Here is a 15,436-nt window from a genome sequence, read left to right as displayed (position 1 = left end):
TCACGACAACCTCCAACCGGGGACGGAAGACTCAACCCGCCTCCAATACCGATCCTTCGATTATGGTCGAATTGCTTTTATATGAGCCGGTGCTGCTAATCGGCGCAATATCTCATCCGGCGCTGGGAAATTATGACATTACCCATGTGGATATCGAGCATCCCATTTTCATCAATGTTTCAGAACTGAATGACATCCCCATGATCCAATATAAAAACAGCTACGCAGAAGCGGCGTTACGTCAGAAATCCTATGCGCCTAAATCGGTCATAAAGGCCTCGTCGGCTCCCCTGGCTCTCGAACTGGCCGCAAAGGGCGTGGGCTTCACCAGCGTGATCCGCAGTCAGCTCAAATACGGGCGGCTAATCATCACCCAGTCCCTGTGCCCCATTTCGATCGGAGACTGCAAGCTGCCTATCTATCTGGCTTACAACAAACTGGCCGATAAAGCGATTCCGGAAATAAATCGGTTTATCCAGGAGGTTAAAGAGGAATACTGCGATGCATCCGGACTGTAACGGGATGGCCGGACGAACGGCAACCTGCAGGGACCGCGCAAAGGTCACCACCGTCAATAAAAAATGCAGCCCGATTGCATTTTCTATTTTACTTAACTGCTCCTGTCCTTTCCCGCTTTTTCCGGCAGAGGCCGATTGCCCTTGTTTTCACATATATGAAAGACTGGTTATGAGTGAGTACGGATAAGAACAGATAAATCATTCCCCCGGTAACAAGCTGTACCGACAGCTTCAAAAAATTGCCAAGCGGCAAGCCTCCTGCTAAAAAAACACAGCATCCCATCACCCCGCTCATCCACAGCGCCGGGAATATATCGGCCAGCTGCATCCGAAATGGATAATTTAAAAGCGATTTATTCGGAAAGGAATTTACCAGCAGTGAAAAAATCGAAAGCGGCAATGCACATACCGCTACTGCGAATACGCCATATCTTATCGACCAAATCAGACAGATAACCGTAACGGCCTTTTTAATTATCTCCAGTTTTAAGCTGATATCGCTTCTTCCCATTGCCTGAATCACCTGCAGGTTCGCCGTATGCAGCGGCCAGAACGCATAGCTGAAACATCCAATCCACATGTAGGGGACCGCTGCCGACCACACATCCGTATATAACAGCTGAACCAGAGTGGACGAGACAACCGCAAGTCCCGTCATTGCAGGAAAAATCAGGTAAGTGCTGATGGAGATCGATTTCCGGACCAATTCCCGCAGCTTTGATTTATCACCGATCGCGGACGAATATGCAGGAAAGAAAACGCTCTGTATTGAGGTATTCACATTTGATATGATTAATTCCGGCAGATGGTTTCCGCGGTTATAGAATGCCAAATCCGACTGGGTGTATACTTTGCCAATCAGCAGGCTTCTCAGGTTCTTGTAGAATGTATCTATTAAATTTGACACAAATACTTTCCACCCAAATGCAAACAGGGGTTTAAACCGCTGAAAGGAGAACTGAAACCGCGGATGCCAGTCAAGCATCTTCCACAGGATAACCGTGTCCATCAGCTGGTTCGTCAAAATCTGTCCGGCTAAGGCCCATACCCCGAAACCTGCATATGCCATACCTACACCGACAAAGGCGGAGCAGACCGTTCCGCCAATCGTAGCCCTGAAAAATAAGTGGAACCACATTTTTTTTGAAATATAGGCCTGTTGTATTCCATTGATGCCTCCCAGGACAACAGTTAGGGATAAGACCCGGATTACCGGGAGCATCTGAGGCATTTCATAAAACTTCGCCACCGCCGGGGCGGAGAAAAACAGGCCTGTATACAGTACGAGGGACATGCAGATATTAAAGACAAATACTGTCGTAAAATCCAGATCGTCCGCCCTTTGTTTCTGAATCAGAGCCGTCGATAAACCGCTGCTGACAAATACATTCAAAATATTTGTGATAACGGTGATTAATGCAACCGTTCCATAAACAGAGGGTTCCAGCAGTCTGGCGAGGACTACCGAAACAATAAAACTGACTCCCTGGGCCCCAAAGCGTTCTGCCAGACGCCATAAGATATTCGTAGAAATAGAAGTACTGTCATTTGTATTTTTCATCATTCTGTCTCTCTGCCGTCATCTCCGTAAATAATTGTTTCCATTTATCCCGGATTAGGTTGATATCCGTATATTTGCGAATCAATGCCATGTTTTTTTCTTTTTTTACAGGATCATAATAACGGAAGGTATCGAATGTCTCTTCTGAAAGAGTAAAGGCATTTTCAATCCGGAACCCTCTTCCCTCATAATTCCCCCACATCGTCGTATCATTGCGGATATAGATTTTCACTCCTGAAGCCAGGGCAATGGCGATGTTTCCCATGGCCTGCTGTCTGTCATTATAAAAGATACCGATATCCATATCGCTGATAAACTCCGAATATGCCTCGCCGTCCATAGACTCCGTGACGGGAACCACCTTATGTTCCCCGAATATTCTGACCGCCTCCTGAACCACCATCTCCCGGTATTCCTCATAGCCTTTAAACCCGTATGTGAGAGGAATATATAGCTTCATATCTTCCGGCGCGAATGCCGCCAGTTCCTGAAGCGCATCCATATGGCAGTTGGTCAGGGTCGCGGAGTTTCCCAGCATCACCTTTACCGTTTTCTTACCGAAGCCTTTCTTATTTCCTTTATCCGTAAGCTTCTGCATCACGCCCGGACGCTGGATGGGAAGGGGGTAGCTCAGAGAAAAATGTTTTCCGCCAACATGGTACCACTGGCGCGCAAGCGGCAGATCCTTGTCCACAAGAGTCGCCACATAACCAATCTGACATGCATACTTTTGTTTTAAGTATTCCGTCAGCTTCACTCCCCAGCGGTTCGATTTTTCATTATAACGGTAGATATCGCCGCCCCAGATTACCCAGCATGTCTTTTCCAGCCATTCCTTTTTACGGGAAATAAAAATAAAATGTTTGAAATTAAATAATCCATGTAGGATAATTGCATCACAGGCATCCAGATTTTTAATATACCTGATGAAATGTTTCGGGTTAATGACCTCGGCGTTTCCTTTTGCCTGATTTAATCCAATCGGAGCTAAAGAATCCTTTCGCTTTGCATGCCCTGTGCAGAATTTATGTTCTGTTCCGTCAAAACATGTATTAATCAACATATACATATCCTGTGTATACATTGTCTGAGCCATAATATGTGTGATGTTCATCTCTGCTTCCTTTCCGCGAATATTAACTTTTCCTAATACTTATCTTCTAATCCTCCGGTATAGCCAGACAGCGGCATTTACAGCACAGACAGCAGCCGTAAATCCTACTGCATCTACCAGTACATCCTGGAATCTCGCATTTCTGCCGTTTACAAAGTACTGATGGAATTCATCCATGCACCCGTAGATAAAGCAGAGCAAAGCTGACAGAAATGAACATTTTAATATCTTTATTTCTGTCAGCTCAGTCTGTTTTAACAGCAGGTAAGCATGGGTGACTCCGCCCAGCAGGGCAAAAAGTGTAATGTGTCCAAGCTGTCTTATATTCCATTCCCAGAAAAGAAACCGGCCGTAAAATTCTCCATTTTCATCTTCCCTCAACACCCCTAAGAGTCTCCCCGCCGCATTGCTGAGATAGTGGGAAGAAGCTCCGGCCTGGCTTGAAAAGATAAAAATGAGAAACATGACTCCAATGACGCAAAACAAAAGAAAATTCCGACGCATAGCATAAACCTCCAGTTTTTTCAAATTGACTACAATGGGATATTCCCATGTTTTTTCCGGAGTATTTTTGCTTTCCGCAATTTCTTTTTCCGCAGTGCATCATTTAACAAGGCAACGACAGTCTCCCTGGTTTCAGACGGCTTAATCACTTGATCTATATACCCCATTTCAAGGCCATGTTTGTAATTGATAACCTCCGCCTTATATTCTGCTTTTTTCTTATCTAAAAAATCTGTTTTTTCTTTTCCCGACAGGTTTTTCAGCTCTTTCGCATAGAGTATTTCAACCGCGCCGTCCTCACCCATAACCGCCACCTCGGCAGTCGGCCATGCTATTACGTAATCCGCTCCCAAGTGTTTGCTGTTCATCGCTATATAGGCCCCGCCATAGGCTTTTCTCAGTATAATATTAATCTTTGGAACCGTCGCCTCTGAAAAAGCATACAAAAGCTTTGCTCCATGGCGGATAATGCCCTTTGTTTCCTGAGATACCCCAGGCAGATACCCGGGTACATCCGTGAACGTGATTAACGGTATGCCAAATGCATCACAGAATCTGACAAACCGCGCCGCTTTATCACTTGTATCACAGTCCAGGCTTCCCGCAAGACAGCTTGGCTGATTTCCGACGACCCCGATTGTGGTCTGGCAAAGGGTTGCAAACCCGACTACTATCGACATTGCGAATTCCGCAGACACCTCCATAAATGATCCCTCATCCGCCACGGCCCGGATTACGCTCCTGACATCATACCCGATCCGGGTATTCTCCGGTATCGCAAGCTCAGCTTCTGCTTTTTCACAGAGTTCTTTTCTGGGAAGCGCGGTCTTTTCTTCACAGTTTGCCGGCAGCATGGCTATCAGACGGCGGAGCTCCTCAAAACACATCTCCTCATCCGGATAGCAGAAATGGGATACGCCGCTTTCCCTGTTATGGACTTTAAAGCCTCCCAGCTCCTCTGCCGTTATATTACTGCCTGTCACGCTTTTCACTACCTTCGGTCCCGTAATATACATCTGCGCAATATTCTCAACCATAAAGACAAAATCTGTGATCCCCGGCGAATATACCGCGCCGCCGGCACAAGGGCCTAAAATCACGGAAATCTGAGGAATAAAACCAGATGCCATAACATTTCTGTAGAATATTTCACCATAACCGGCCAGCGAATCAATGCCTTCCTGGATTCTTGCTCCTCCGGAATCATTGATTGTAATAAAGGGACATTTTTTTGTAATCGCAATATCCTGGGCTCTGGCAATATTCTCTCCTATTTTTCTGCCCAGAGTTCCGCCTCTATATGTAAAATCCTGAGCAGCAACAATCACTTTCTTGCCGCTGATCCGTCCTTCGCAAATCAATACGCCGATCCTTCGTCCCTTGTCTAAGATCTCCTTATATTTACCTTCATCAAATAATTTTTCAAGTCGTTCTGTCACAAACAGTTTCCCTTTTGCATGCTGTTTTTGCTTTGCAGTTTCGATTTTATTTAGCTCGTCCATTCTTATCCTCTGTATCTTCCGACAAAATATAACTATTTCTTTTTTCTTACGAACCGTATGCGGCCGGTAAACGTTTCTTTCTTCTCTTCTTTAAACACAAAGAACAGATATCCGATCAGCATCCAAAATTGAGGGTATCCCCAAAATGTGTCCGACAGGAATAATTTTGCATTGGCCGCAAGCAGGATACAGATGACAAACGTCTGCTCTTCCCTGGCTCTGATTAAAACCTGTATACTTCTGACACAGATAATCAGGAAAATGATAATTCCAAACAGCCAGCCGAAATCAATAATCAGTTCCAGGATGATATTATGGCAATATCCCCAATAGTAATAGGGCGTGATAAACTGCCGATCCCCGAATGCACCGTATCCCAGAAAAGACATTGTTTTAACAGCCCCGGCCGCAAGTGCATAAATCGCATCCCTGCCGTTATCACTGGTAATATCTCCGCTGAGGAACATTTGAATCGTCCTCGCGTCAATCCCTGACAGCCATGATAAAATATCATAATAAAACGCATTGAACAGGATCCCAGCCAGTACCGCCCCAGCGGTTATCAAAATTTTTTTATAGACAGGAACAACGGAAAACTCTTTAAAAAGATAGAGTATTCCAAAAATGAGAAGACAGAGAACACAGCCTCTGGATCCCCCTACTAAAGCCAGCACAGTGGATATGCAGCCTAACAGCAGATAAGTTTTTTTTCTTTCCCTGATAAAAAGTCCCAAAAAAACAGTGGCACAGAAAATAACGGTGTAACCAAAGCCAAGGTTATAGCTCTGCTCTATCGATTCACCCGCGGCATTTAAAACCGTCCAGTATCCGTCACTGACGGCCTTAAGGAACTGGTAGATGCTGTACAGCAGTAAAAGCATCGAAGCGTATTTAAGATTCTCTATTAACCGCCTGCTGTTCCTACTGGCAGTTACAACCAGAAAGCCAAAAACAGCTCCGCTGTCCGGCCGGAACACATCCTCCCATGCACCATATGTCTCCCTGAAAAAGAAGCGGTCATAATCCGGATGGAAAAACAGAGTGAGAGCGAAAAAAAATACTGTTGCACACAGAACCAGTAAAAAGCTCCATAACGATTTATCAATCTTTCGTTTTGATATCATCAGAACCAGCACAAGAATAAGCGGCATATATATGATTAAGTTTGCGAATAAAATATAGGAACTCTGTAATCTGGCAACAGACAAAACCCTCCTTGCAGCCAGTCTGACCAAGCCATTTGAAAAATACAGACAGATAAACCAGGTGATCGCTTTATCAAAATCTATATGTACAAAATTAAAACGAATTTTCAGTTTATCCATAAATATCGACTCCATTACTCATATATATCCCGGCTCCATTCTATTCATTCATAACCAAACCTGTACCTGACGGCAGATTCTAATGTAAATCCTTATACAGTATTTTTCCCGATTCATTTTTAGGCAGCTTAGCAATGACCGTCACTTCAAATGCAGAAGCGTTTAAATTCAATTTTTCTGCCAGATAGCCCGGAATTTGATCCTTCAGTGCTTTGTCTACAATATAAATCCTCATTTTGTCATCATCGCCGGTGCAGGCGCATTCGCAGTTAAATTTCTCTTTGATGATTCGTTCCGATTGATCCAGGCTGATACGAAGACCGAAGAGCTTCAAAAACCGTTTTTTTCTCCCGATTATAAAGTAATAGCCCTCCAAATCCCGCTTCGCAATATCTCCCGTGTGGTACTCACCGTCCCACTCATCACCTTTAAGCAAATCCTCCCGGCAGATTCCGTATCCCATCGTGACATTCGGTCCGCGGTACCCCAATTCTCCCTGTGCCTCCGGTTCCTCTATCTCATTTCCATTCACATCCAACAGGAATAATTCACCTTCCGGAATTGCCTTGCCGATGCTGCCGGTTTTCAGCCGCGCCATCTCCGGCGGCAAATATGCCATTCTGGCGCTTGTCTCCGTTGTGCCGAATGTGGCACAAAAACGCTTGCCTGCTTTCTCTGCGTATTCCGCCAGAGCCTTGAACATATCATCCGTCAGTTTTCCGCCGCCTTCCGATAAGGTCCTTAAATCAGGCAGAACCATTCTGGTAAATTTAAGTTTCATCATTATTTCGTAGCTGTAGGGCACACCCGTGAAGTTCGTCCCATGATTTTCTTTAATAAAGCTCCAGAATTCCGGACTCATCAGATTATTTTTTATCAGAAGAACCGTGGCTCCCACAATGAGATGGCTGTTTATGACATTCAGCCCCATGGTATATTGTACCGGCAGATCCATAATACAGTTTTCGCTGCTCGTCCATCCGAATACGGCGGCCACATTCCTGGCATTGGCTTCCAGATTGCCATACTTATACCGTACCAGCTTCGGGCTGCCGGTTGAGCCGGAAGTTGTCATCAGCAGTGCAAGCCTGTCATGAACCGGATAGACCTCATAGCCTGTTTTCACAAGGCAGCAGCCATATCCGGAAAATATCACCTCACCCTTTAAGCGTTCCTTCTGTGTTTCGGGAATCCAGTAATAGTGCGGTGTGTACATAGCATCCAATTCTTCTAACAAAGAGGCGTCAATGGATGCGCTTAACAGCAGCGGAACAACCCTGATGCTTTCAAACGCGGCAATTCCCGCAAGTATTCCCGCCGTATTCTCACACAGGCAGAATACAATGCTGCGCGGCAGTTGCAGCGCTTCCATCTCACTGATAAAATCGCACAATTCCCCATAGGTAAGCTGAGTCCCGCTGTCATCATGGATTGCTGTCTTTTTTCTTTCAATGCTTTCAATATTTAAAAACATAGTAAACCTCCGCCTTTACATTATTGTGCAGCCGTCAACAGCAAGAACCTGTCCGGATACATATCCCGACAAATCAGATGCAAAAAACACACATGCCTGGGCTATGTCCCTTGGTTTGGCCGGTCTCCCCATACAGATATTCTTAATTCTGGCCTCCAGTTTTTCCTGATCCGCCTGTTCCATCATTGGTGTCTGTGTAAGTCCCGGAGCAATGGCATTCACTCTGATCTTTTTACCGGCCAGTTCTTTGGCGGCTGATTTGGTGAGCGATACCACGGCGCCCTTAGTCGCTGAGTATACAAGCTGTCCGCGGTTTCCCCGGAGCCCTACCATGGAAGAGATATTGATTATGCTTCCTCCCTCCGGCTGCCTGCCCATTACTCTGGCAGCCGTCTGAAGCATATTAATGGTTCCTATCACATTGACACTTAGCATCAAATCCATATTTTTTCTGCTGATCATGCCAATCAGCTCATTGAATTCCACGCCTGCGTTATTGATAAGGACATCGATGCGTCCGCTCTCTTTTTTGATCCCCATCACGGCCGCCTTCACCGCCGATTCATCGGTTATGTCAAAGTAGGAGGCATATATCTTTCCGGGCCGTCCGGCTCCCGCTTCCGAAAGCCAGCCGTCCATGCATCCCTCCCTTGCGTCATTGGCATAGACAGTCGCCCCAAGTTCGGCAAACAGCTCTGCAACCGCTCTTCCGATCCCTCTCCCCGCGCCTGTTATCAGACAGATTTTATGTTCGAGAAGTCTCTCCATTTTGCTCCACCCTTCCTCAGATTTCCACTCCGTTTCTTCTCAATATTTCTAATCCGTTGAGATAGGAACCGTAATGAAGGATATCCTCTGTCTCAAGCATTGTGTCAAAGGTATCTTCCAATTCCGAAATCAGGTTCAGGTGAGCCACCGAATCCCATTTCTCAACTTTTCCAAAAACAAAATCTTCTCCCAGCTCGCTTTTATCCACCGTAAAAACATGGGCAAATATCTCATCATAAAGTTCTCTGTTATTCATTTTTATCCTCCGTAGCTGCTGCCTGTGGCTTCTTTACTTCATGCAATCCAGTATATCTGCCACCGTCTGGAACTTTTTAACAATATCTCCGGTAAGCTTTACCCCGCACTCGTCATCCATCATGACAATCAGAGATAATTTTGCCATTGAATCGTACTCTTCTATATCCGACAGCATCATTTCCGGTGCAAGGGTTCCCTCGTCCAAATCCAGTGTTTCTTCCAGCAGCGCCAATTTTTCTTTTTCGCTCATCATCATTTCCTCCTGTTGTATGTTTTATTAAATTCCGCCGTCCGGCCGCACTCTTCTGCCCCGGCAATTCAGGACGTAGTCATGCCGCCGTCCACCGGCAAAGTGATACCTGTGATAAAACGGGCCGCAGGGCTCATCAGAAATGCAATCGCATTTGCAATATCATCCGGTTTTCCCACCCCCAAATACTGGCGTTCCAGAATTTCCCAGCTGATCCGGCTGTCCTCCCCGTTCTTTTTAATGAATTCATGGTACATCTGCGTTTCCGTCATCGCAGGCGCCACGGTATTAATACAGATGCCTTTGTCCGCCACTTCTTTTGCAATACATCGGACGGAGGCGTCCATCGCAGCCTTAGAGCCGGAATAGGCAAGATGGGCTTTATCCCCCTGCAGTGAAGCCACCGATGATACTCCGACAATACGCATCCCTTCGTTATATCTTCCTTTTTTGCAGATTTGGCGGACTGCTTCGATAAAACCGAAATAGTTAATATTAAACACTTCCCGTATTTTTTCAGGTTTGAACAGCTTTAGTGGCAGTGACATCGCAATTCCCGCCGCGTAAACCATTCCGTCCAGTCTCCCCTGTTCTTCTGCGATCTGCTTAAAAAGCATTTCTATCCTGTCCGTCTCACTTAAGTCCGCAGCGTAACAGGCGTTATTATTACCGTCCAGCTCATTCAATACTTCTTTCAGCTTCTCTTCCCTTCTTGCAACCAGAATCACGTCTGCTCCCAGCTTCCCAAGCGTAAGGGCCGTCTGCTTTCCGATGCCGGAGGATGCCCCTGTAATCAGAATCTTTCTGCCGGTAAAATCAATGAAATTCATCGCTGTTTCTCCTGTCTCAATATGCTCCCGGCTCAAATTTCCCCTCCGCGTAAAAATCCTTTGTTCTGATGACGGGAAATATCTTCTCTGTGTCCACTGCCGCTGATGTCACTCCCCAGGACAGCCCGATTCCAAAGCCGCTCATCAGGATATTCTTTTTCCCATCCTCTGTGTCCCCAAAATGATCGCAGAGTGTCAGCGGAATCGACATCCCTCCCGTATTGCCGAAACGATCCAGTGAGATCAGAACCTTTTCCTTCGGAGCCTTCAGCTTGCGTGTAATCTGCTTTAAGATAAACCGGTTGGCCTGATGAAAGGCCAGACAGTCATATTCCTCGATTGCGCTTTCCGTTAAGCTGAGATATTCTTTCACTGTCTCCGGTACATCTGTTATGGAAAAGGAGAAGACCGAGGTGCCATCCATAAAGATGTCATAGAGGGATCTCTCGATCCCGTCGCTGCACATAAAAGACTCATCGGAGGGATTCATATCGCGGAATCCTCCTGCCGGCAGGACAATCGCTTTAAACCGGTTTCCGTCGCTCTTTAAAAGAGTCTTCATGCTGGCGCCTTCTTCTCTTTTTAACAGAATTGCCGCACCGGCATCGCCGTACATCATAACAATGGATTTGTCAAGCGGATTTACAAGTTTCGATGCGGTCTCCCCTATCAGCACAAGCGCATACTCCATATCTGATGAGGCCATCAAAGAGGCGGCCGTCTGCAGCCCGTAGACGAAGCCGGAACAGCCAAGGCCGATATCCATAGCGGCACAGCCGAGTGACAGGCCAAGCCGTTTCTGTAACACGCAGGCCGTCGCAGGTCTCCGGTAATCCGGCGACTGCGTCACAAAAACAAGGGCGCCGATTTTACTGCGATCCGTCTCTGTCTTCTCAAAAAGATTCTCAGCGGCAGCATAAGCCAGATCGCCTGCCGTCTGTTCCGGCAGAGCCTTATACATTTCCCGGATCCCCGTACTCTCTGTAAACTTTTTACATGCCTCCGCACCGAAAACAGGCTCAAAACTCTGAACGAGAACCAGGTTGTCCGGCACGGCGCATGAAACTGCCTCGATTTTTATATCTTTTATCTCAAAAAAAGCCATTCTATCTTCTCCTTCGTACAAACTCGTTATAGTGTCCGGGATAGACTATGATACCTTCCGGCAAACCGGCAAGCCGCCCGCTGGAAATGGTTTTCCATTTTTCACGGTCCCCTCCGGGGAACCCAAGCTCCACCTCATGTTCCTCAAACAGGCTGTCTCCGGAAAAGAAATTGCAGCGGTTTACCATGATTCCGATACTTCCGTCCGAATGGCCCGGCAGGGCAAATAATTCAAAAAAATTATCCTGCCAGTAAAACTGCATCTGATCATCAAATGTGAATTCGGCGGTGCAGCAATAATTCTTTTCTATGGATACATGTTCATCCTGTCTGGCGTAGGTCTGCATCTGGCTGAATGCCTCAAAGTACCGGCTCATATTCTTCCTGGAAGTTCCAATATTGACGGCACATGCCCTGCTGCAAATTACCGGAGCGCCGTATGCGTCTTTCCATGCATTGACTCCGGAGATATGATCATAGTGTTCATGGGTCAATATCAGTGCATCTGTCTTCAGGCCGGAACCAGGAGACGTATCACGGCAGGGATCGATCACAACCGCATGTCCGTTTTCAGACAGCAAATACATATTGGATGCCATCATATCTGACTCAAACCGTTTGATTTCCATCTGAGCCTCCTCATAATTCAAACCGCCTGGCGGGATTCCCCAGCACCCGCCTTTCTCTTTTTACCTTCGCAAAAACCGCGCTTCCGGCCGCAATGACAGCGTCATCCTCTACCGTGATATGGGGAACAATAAATGCATGGCCTCCGATTTTCACCCGCCGGCCTATCTTAACGTAACCGGCCAGCCCGCAGCCGCCCATCACGCATGCGTAGTCACCCACCTCGGCATCATGTCCCAGTGTCGTGCACCCGTTAATAACCACGCCTTTTCCGATTTTAATATTCACAGTCATCATAACGCCATGGGCAATCACAGAACCTGCGCCGACTTTTACTGTACTGTGAAGTTCCACATCCGGTGAAATCAAGGTTTCAAACTGAATGCCCTTTTGTTCCAGCTCTTCCTGAATGGCTTCCCGAGGTCCCGGCTCACCAATCGCACAGGTACACACCACTTCATTTTTATGGGCAATCAGCCACTGCCTTGTGCCAAGAACCGGATAGCCGTTGATCTCCAGACCGTCCCGGTAGTAAGCATCGTCGACGATAAAGCCCAGCAATTCATAAGCGGCTCTTACGTTATTTATTCTTTCTATCAGATAAGCGGTTTCCCGTGCAAAGCCTCCGGCTCCAAATAATACAATTTTTTTCATACTAATCTGCCTCTCCGATGAACTCTCCATCGATTTTCTCACTTCGAATGCCGGCCCTTTTTCTGTTGAACACCAGCTTAAAAAGCCTGCAGATCATGATGCAGTCTGTTTTAAAGCTGATATGCTCCACATACCAAACGTCATTTTCCAGCCGTTCCTCCCAGGTTAAATCGGTTTTTGAGTAATCCGGCAGCGGACATTCCAGTCCGGGACGGACCGCATGGCGCAGGTGCTGGCGTTTTGAATACCGGGGGAGATATTTCATCAGCAGCGGCCTGGGGCCGATAATCGACATCTTTCCTATGAATATAAGCCAGAACTGCAAAAGCTCATCGAGAGAAGTCTTCCTCAGAAATTTTCCAAGCTTTGTAATCCGCTCTGAGGCCGGCAGCAACTCGCCGTTTTCATCTGTCTCATTTGTCATATTCCGGAATTTTATCATTTTAAACGGTCTCTCTCCCACGCCCGGCCTCTCATGGATGAAAAAAACAGGTTTTCCGACATCCATAAGGGTGGCTGCCGCTATCAGGATATTAACCGGCAGCGTCAGCAGAATTGCGGCCGATGAGACTATGATATCGATTGCCCGTTTTACATATCGGATGTAAAATGTATGTTTGATACGTATTTCGCCTGTCATGAAGGGACTTATAAACGGCTCTTCCAATTCTCCATAATAATGCGGACCTTGTTTTACATCTCCCATTCCCAATCCCCCCTTTCCCGGCTGACGCACCTTCATTTCTTCTTTGGGAAACCGTCACATTCTCAGCGATAAAATCATACCGCATATCCGATCGACATCCTCCATGGCCAGATCAGCGTACATGGGAAGTGTCAGGATATTTTTTGACACCCGCTCTGCTACCGGTGTCTCCCCATGGGCAAATTTACCTTTGTAGGAATCGAGATCATTCGTAGCCGGGTAGAAATACCTTCTGGAGAAAATATCATTTTCACATAGTTTTGTGTACACCTCATCGCGGTTCTTTCCAAACTCTTCCTCATCAATATAGAGAGGAAAATAGGAGTAATTTGGCTCAATCTCTTTGTTATAAGTGATTAATGTAAGGCCGTTTATTCCTGCCAGATGGCCGACATACCTCTCATACACTTTTTTCCGTTTTTGGATTTCCTCGTCCACATGGCGCAGGTTACAGATTCCCATGGCTGCCCTGAATTCATCCAGCTTTGCATTTCCGCCCACTTCCTCGATAATATCCTCAGAAGTAATACCGAAATTCTTCAGACAATGCAGAGGATTTTTTAAATTTTCATCGGAAAATGCGATGGCGCCTCCCTCTATCGTGTGGAATACCTTCGTCGCATGAAAGCTGAACATCGATGCATCACCGAAATTCCCAACCCCAACTCCTTTATATGTAACGCCAAATGCATGTGCCGCATCGTAAATCACTTTCAGATGATGCTTTCTGGCAATCCGCTCGATCGACTCCACATCGCAGATATTGCCGTATACGTGGACCGGTATAATCGCCGATGTCTTCTCGGTAATCAGCTCCTCAATTTTTTCAGGATCCATCGTATAATCATCGGGTTTAATATCACAGAATACCGGTTTTAGCCCATTTCTCACTATCGCATGCGTCGTCGAAACAAATGTATAAGGAGTTGTGATCACCTCTCCTGTCAGCTTTAATGCCTGGATTGCAATTTCGAGAGCCATATGGCCGTTTACAAAGAGAGATAACTGCGGAACCGACAGGTAATCTTTCAGCTGATACTGGAACCGCTTGTAAACGGGTCCCATGTTGGTCAGCCAGTGACTTTCAAAAATAGGTTTTATCTCCTCGACAAATTCATCTAACTCCGGCATTGAAGATCTAGTAACTAAAATGCTCATTTGTATATCCTCCTGACCCTTCCCTTAATCCTGGTTCTCTTCTGGTATCCTATCGGTTCCCATACATTTTTTCATAGTAATTCTGATAATCTCCGGAGATTATGCTTTCCCACCATCCACGGTTTTCCAGATACCACTGAATCGTTTTCCGTATTCCGTCTTCAAATTTTGTTTCCGGCTGCCATCCAAGCTCACTGCTTATCTTCTCCGGGTCGATTGCATACCGCATATCATGGCCCTTCCGATCTGCCACATATGTAATCAGGCTCTCCGGTTTGCCCAGAGCCTGGCAAATCATTCTGACAATATCGATATTTCTCATCTCGTTGTGTCCGCCGATATTGTAAACCTCGCCGATTCGCCCTTTGTGAAGGATTAAATCGATGGCTTTGCAGTGATCTTCCACATACAGCCAGTCGCGGACGTTCAGCCCTTCTCCGTATACCGGCAGCGGTTTATCGGCCAGAGCGTTTACGATCATCAGGGGTATCAGCTTCTCCGGAAAATGGAAGGGCCCATAGTTATTGGAACAGCGGCTGATGGTCACGGGGAGGCCGTAGGTCCGGTGGTATGCCTGCACCAGCAAGTCCGCTCCGGCCTTAGAGGCACTGTATGGAGAACTGGTATGAATAGGAGTGCTTTCAGTAAAAAACAGGTCAGGCCGGTTCAGCGGAAGATCTCCGTAAACCTCATCTGTCGATACCTGATGGTATCGCACCATGCCGAATTTGCGGCAGGCATCCATCAAGACTGCCGTACCTTTGATGTTGGTATCTAAAAAGACCTCGGGTTCTTCAATCGACCGGTCCACATGGCTTTCCGCAGCAAAGTTGACAACCATGTCCGGCTGTTCTTTTTGGAATACACTGTAAACATCATTTCTTTCGCAGATGTCAACCTTATAAAAATGAAAGTTTGAATTACTCATCGCTTTTTCTAATGTGGATAAATTTCCGGCATAGGTCAGGCAATCCACACAGACAATCTGATAGTCAGGATGCACGTCCAGCATGTGGTAGATAAAATTGCTTCCAATAAAACCAGCTCCGCCGGTCACTATAATTTTCATACTCTCTTCCCTCT

At 46.4% G+C, this 15,436-nt stretch carries 17 protein-coding genes; 1 reads left to right on the top strand and 16 read right to left on the bottom strand.

What is annotated here, in order from left to right; translation table 11 throughout:
• Nucleotides 1-518, top strand: a 518-nt coding sequence (locus CLOSYM_RS17780; protein ID WP_169728245.1) for a LysR family transcriptional regulator substrate-binding protein, incomplete at its 5' end; no start/stop codon positions are given.
• A gap of 88 nt (nt 519-606) precedes the next feature.
• Here CLOSYM_RS17780 and CLOSYM_RS17775 read toward each other — a convergent pair.
• The 16 genes from CLOSYM_RS17775 to rfbB form a co-directional block, all read right to left on the bottom strand.
• On the bottom strand, nt 607-2,082 hold the full coding sequence (locus tag CLOSYM_RS17775) for a lipopolysaccharide biosynthesis protein (RefSeq protein WP_021643183.1): 1,476 nt from the start codon (nt 2,080-2,082) through the stop codon (nt 607-609).
• On the bottom strand, nt 2,063-3,193 hold the full coding sequence (locus CLOSYM_RS17770) for a TDP-N-acetylfucosamine:lipid II N-acetylfucosaminyltransferase family protein (RefSeq protein WP_021643182.1): 1,131 nt from the start codon (nt 3,191-3,193) through the stop codon (nt 2,063-2,065). The genes CLOSYM_RS17775 and CLOSYM_RS17770 overlap by 20 nt, the downstream gene beginning before the upstream one ends.
• A 39-nt stretch (nt 3,194-3,232) precedes the next feature.
• The gene (locus CLOSYM_RS17765; protein ID WP_003499796.1) at nt 3,233-3,697 is read right to left on the bottom strand and encodes a VanZ family protein; all 465 of its coding nucleotides are present in this window, start codon (nt 3,695-3,697) and stop codon (nt 3,233-3,235) included.
• A gap of 29 nt (nt 3,698-3,726) precedes the next feature.
• Nucleotides 3,727-5,199 carry an acyl-CoA carboxylase subunit beta gene (locus CLOSYM_RS17760; RefSeq protein ID WP_003499794.1) on the bottom strand — a complete coding sequence of 491 codons (1,473 nt, stop codon included), beginning with the start codon at nt 5,197-5,199 and terminating at the stop codon, nt 3,727-3,729.
• 32 nt (nt 5,200-5,231) lie between these two features.
• Nucleotides 5,232-6,524, bottom strand: coding sequence for a hypothetical protein (locus CLOSYM_RS17755; protein ID WP_044902775.1), 1,293 nt, complete (start codon nt 6,522-6,524; stop codon nt 5,232-5,234).
• A gap of 79 nt (nt 6,525-6,603) precedes the next feature.
• A complete protein-coding gene (locus tag CLOSYM_RS17750) occupies nt 6,604-7,998 on the bottom strand; it encodes an AMP-binding protein (protein ID WP_021643179.1) in 1,395 nt (464 codons plus the stop codon).
• Between the two features lie 15 nt (nt 7,999-8,013).
• Nucleotides 8,014-8,766, bottom strand: a complete 753-nt coding sequence (locus tag CLOSYM_RS17745; RefSeq protein WP_009296357.1) for an SDR family NAD(P)-dependent oxidoreductase — start codon at nt 8,764-8,766, stop codon at nt 8,014-8,016.
• A 16-nt stretch (nt 8,767-8,782) separates the two neighbouring features.
• Complete coding sequence (locus CLOSYM_RS17740; protein ID WP_003499786.1) at nt 8,783-9,022, bottom strand: acyl carrier protein; 240 nt, start codon at nt 9,020-9,022, stop codon at nt 8,783-8,785.
• 33 nt (nt 9,023-9,055) lie between these two features.
• A complete protein-coding gene (locus CLOSYM_RS17735; RefSeq protein WP_044902774.1) occupies nt 9,056-9,274 on the bottom strand; it encodes an acyl carrier protein in 219 nt (72 codons plus the stop codon).
• 68 nt (nt 9,275-9,342) lie between these two features.
• The gene (locus CLOSYM_RS17730) at nt 9,343-10,104 is read right to left on the bottom strand and encodes an SDR family NAD(P)-dependent oxidoreductase (protein ID WP_021643177.1); all 762 of its coding nucleotides are present in this window, start codon (nt 10,102-10,104) and stop codon (nt 9,343-9,345) included.
• 16 nt (nt 10,105-10,120) lie between these two features.
• Nucleotides 10,121-11,209, bottom strand: coding sequence for a 3-oxoacyl-ACP synthase III family protein (locus tag CLOSYM_RS17725; protein WP_021643176.1), 1,089 nt, complete (start codon nt 11,207-11,209; stop codon nt 10,121-10,123).
• 1 nt (nt 11,210) lies between these two features.
• Complete coding sequence (locus CLOSYM_RS17720; RefSeq protein ID WP_044902773.1) at nt 11,211-11,837, bottom strand: MBL fold metallo-hydrolase; 627 nt, start codon at nt 11,835-11,837, stop codon at nt 11,211-11,213.
• Nucleotides 11,838-11,847: 10 nt separating this feature from the next.
• Nucleotides 11,848-12,489, bottom strand: coding sequence for a NeuD/PglB/VioB family sugar acetyltransferase (locus tag CLOSYM_RS17715; protein WP_021643174.1), 642 nt, complete (start codon nt 12,487-12,489; stop codon nt 11,848-11,850).
• Nucleotide 12,490: 1 nt separating this feature from the next.
• The gene (locus CLOSYM_RS17710; protein WP_009296362.1) at nt 12,491-13,195 is read right to left on the bottom strand and encodes a sugar transferase; all 705 of its coding nucleotides are present in this window, start codon (nt 13,193-13,195) and stop codon (nt 12,491-12,493) included.
• A gap of 54 nt (nt 13,196-13,249) precedes the next feature.
• Entirely contained in the window at nt 13,250-14,353 is a 1,104-nt protein-coding gene (locus tag CLOSYM_RS17705) for a DegT/DnrJ/EryC1/StrS family aminotransferase (RefSeq protein WP_003499776.1), read from the bottom strand.
• A 49-nt stretch (nt 14,354-14,402) separates the two neighbouring features.
• Entirely contained in the window at nt 14,403-15,422 is a 1,020-nt protein-coding gene (gene rfbB, locus CLOSYM_RS17700; protein WP_044902782.1) for a dTDP-glucose 4,6-dehydratase, read from the bottom strand.
• Nucleotides 15,423-15,436: the final 14 nt, after the last annotated feature.

Source organism: [Clostridium] symbiosum ATCC 14940 (assembly GCF_000466485.1).
Lineage (GTDB): Bacteria > Bacillota > Clostridia > Lachnospirales > Lachnospiraceae > Otoolea > Otoolea symbiosa.
Note: the sequence above shows the minus strand (reverse complement) of the source record. Positions and strands in the feature narration are given on the sequence as shown.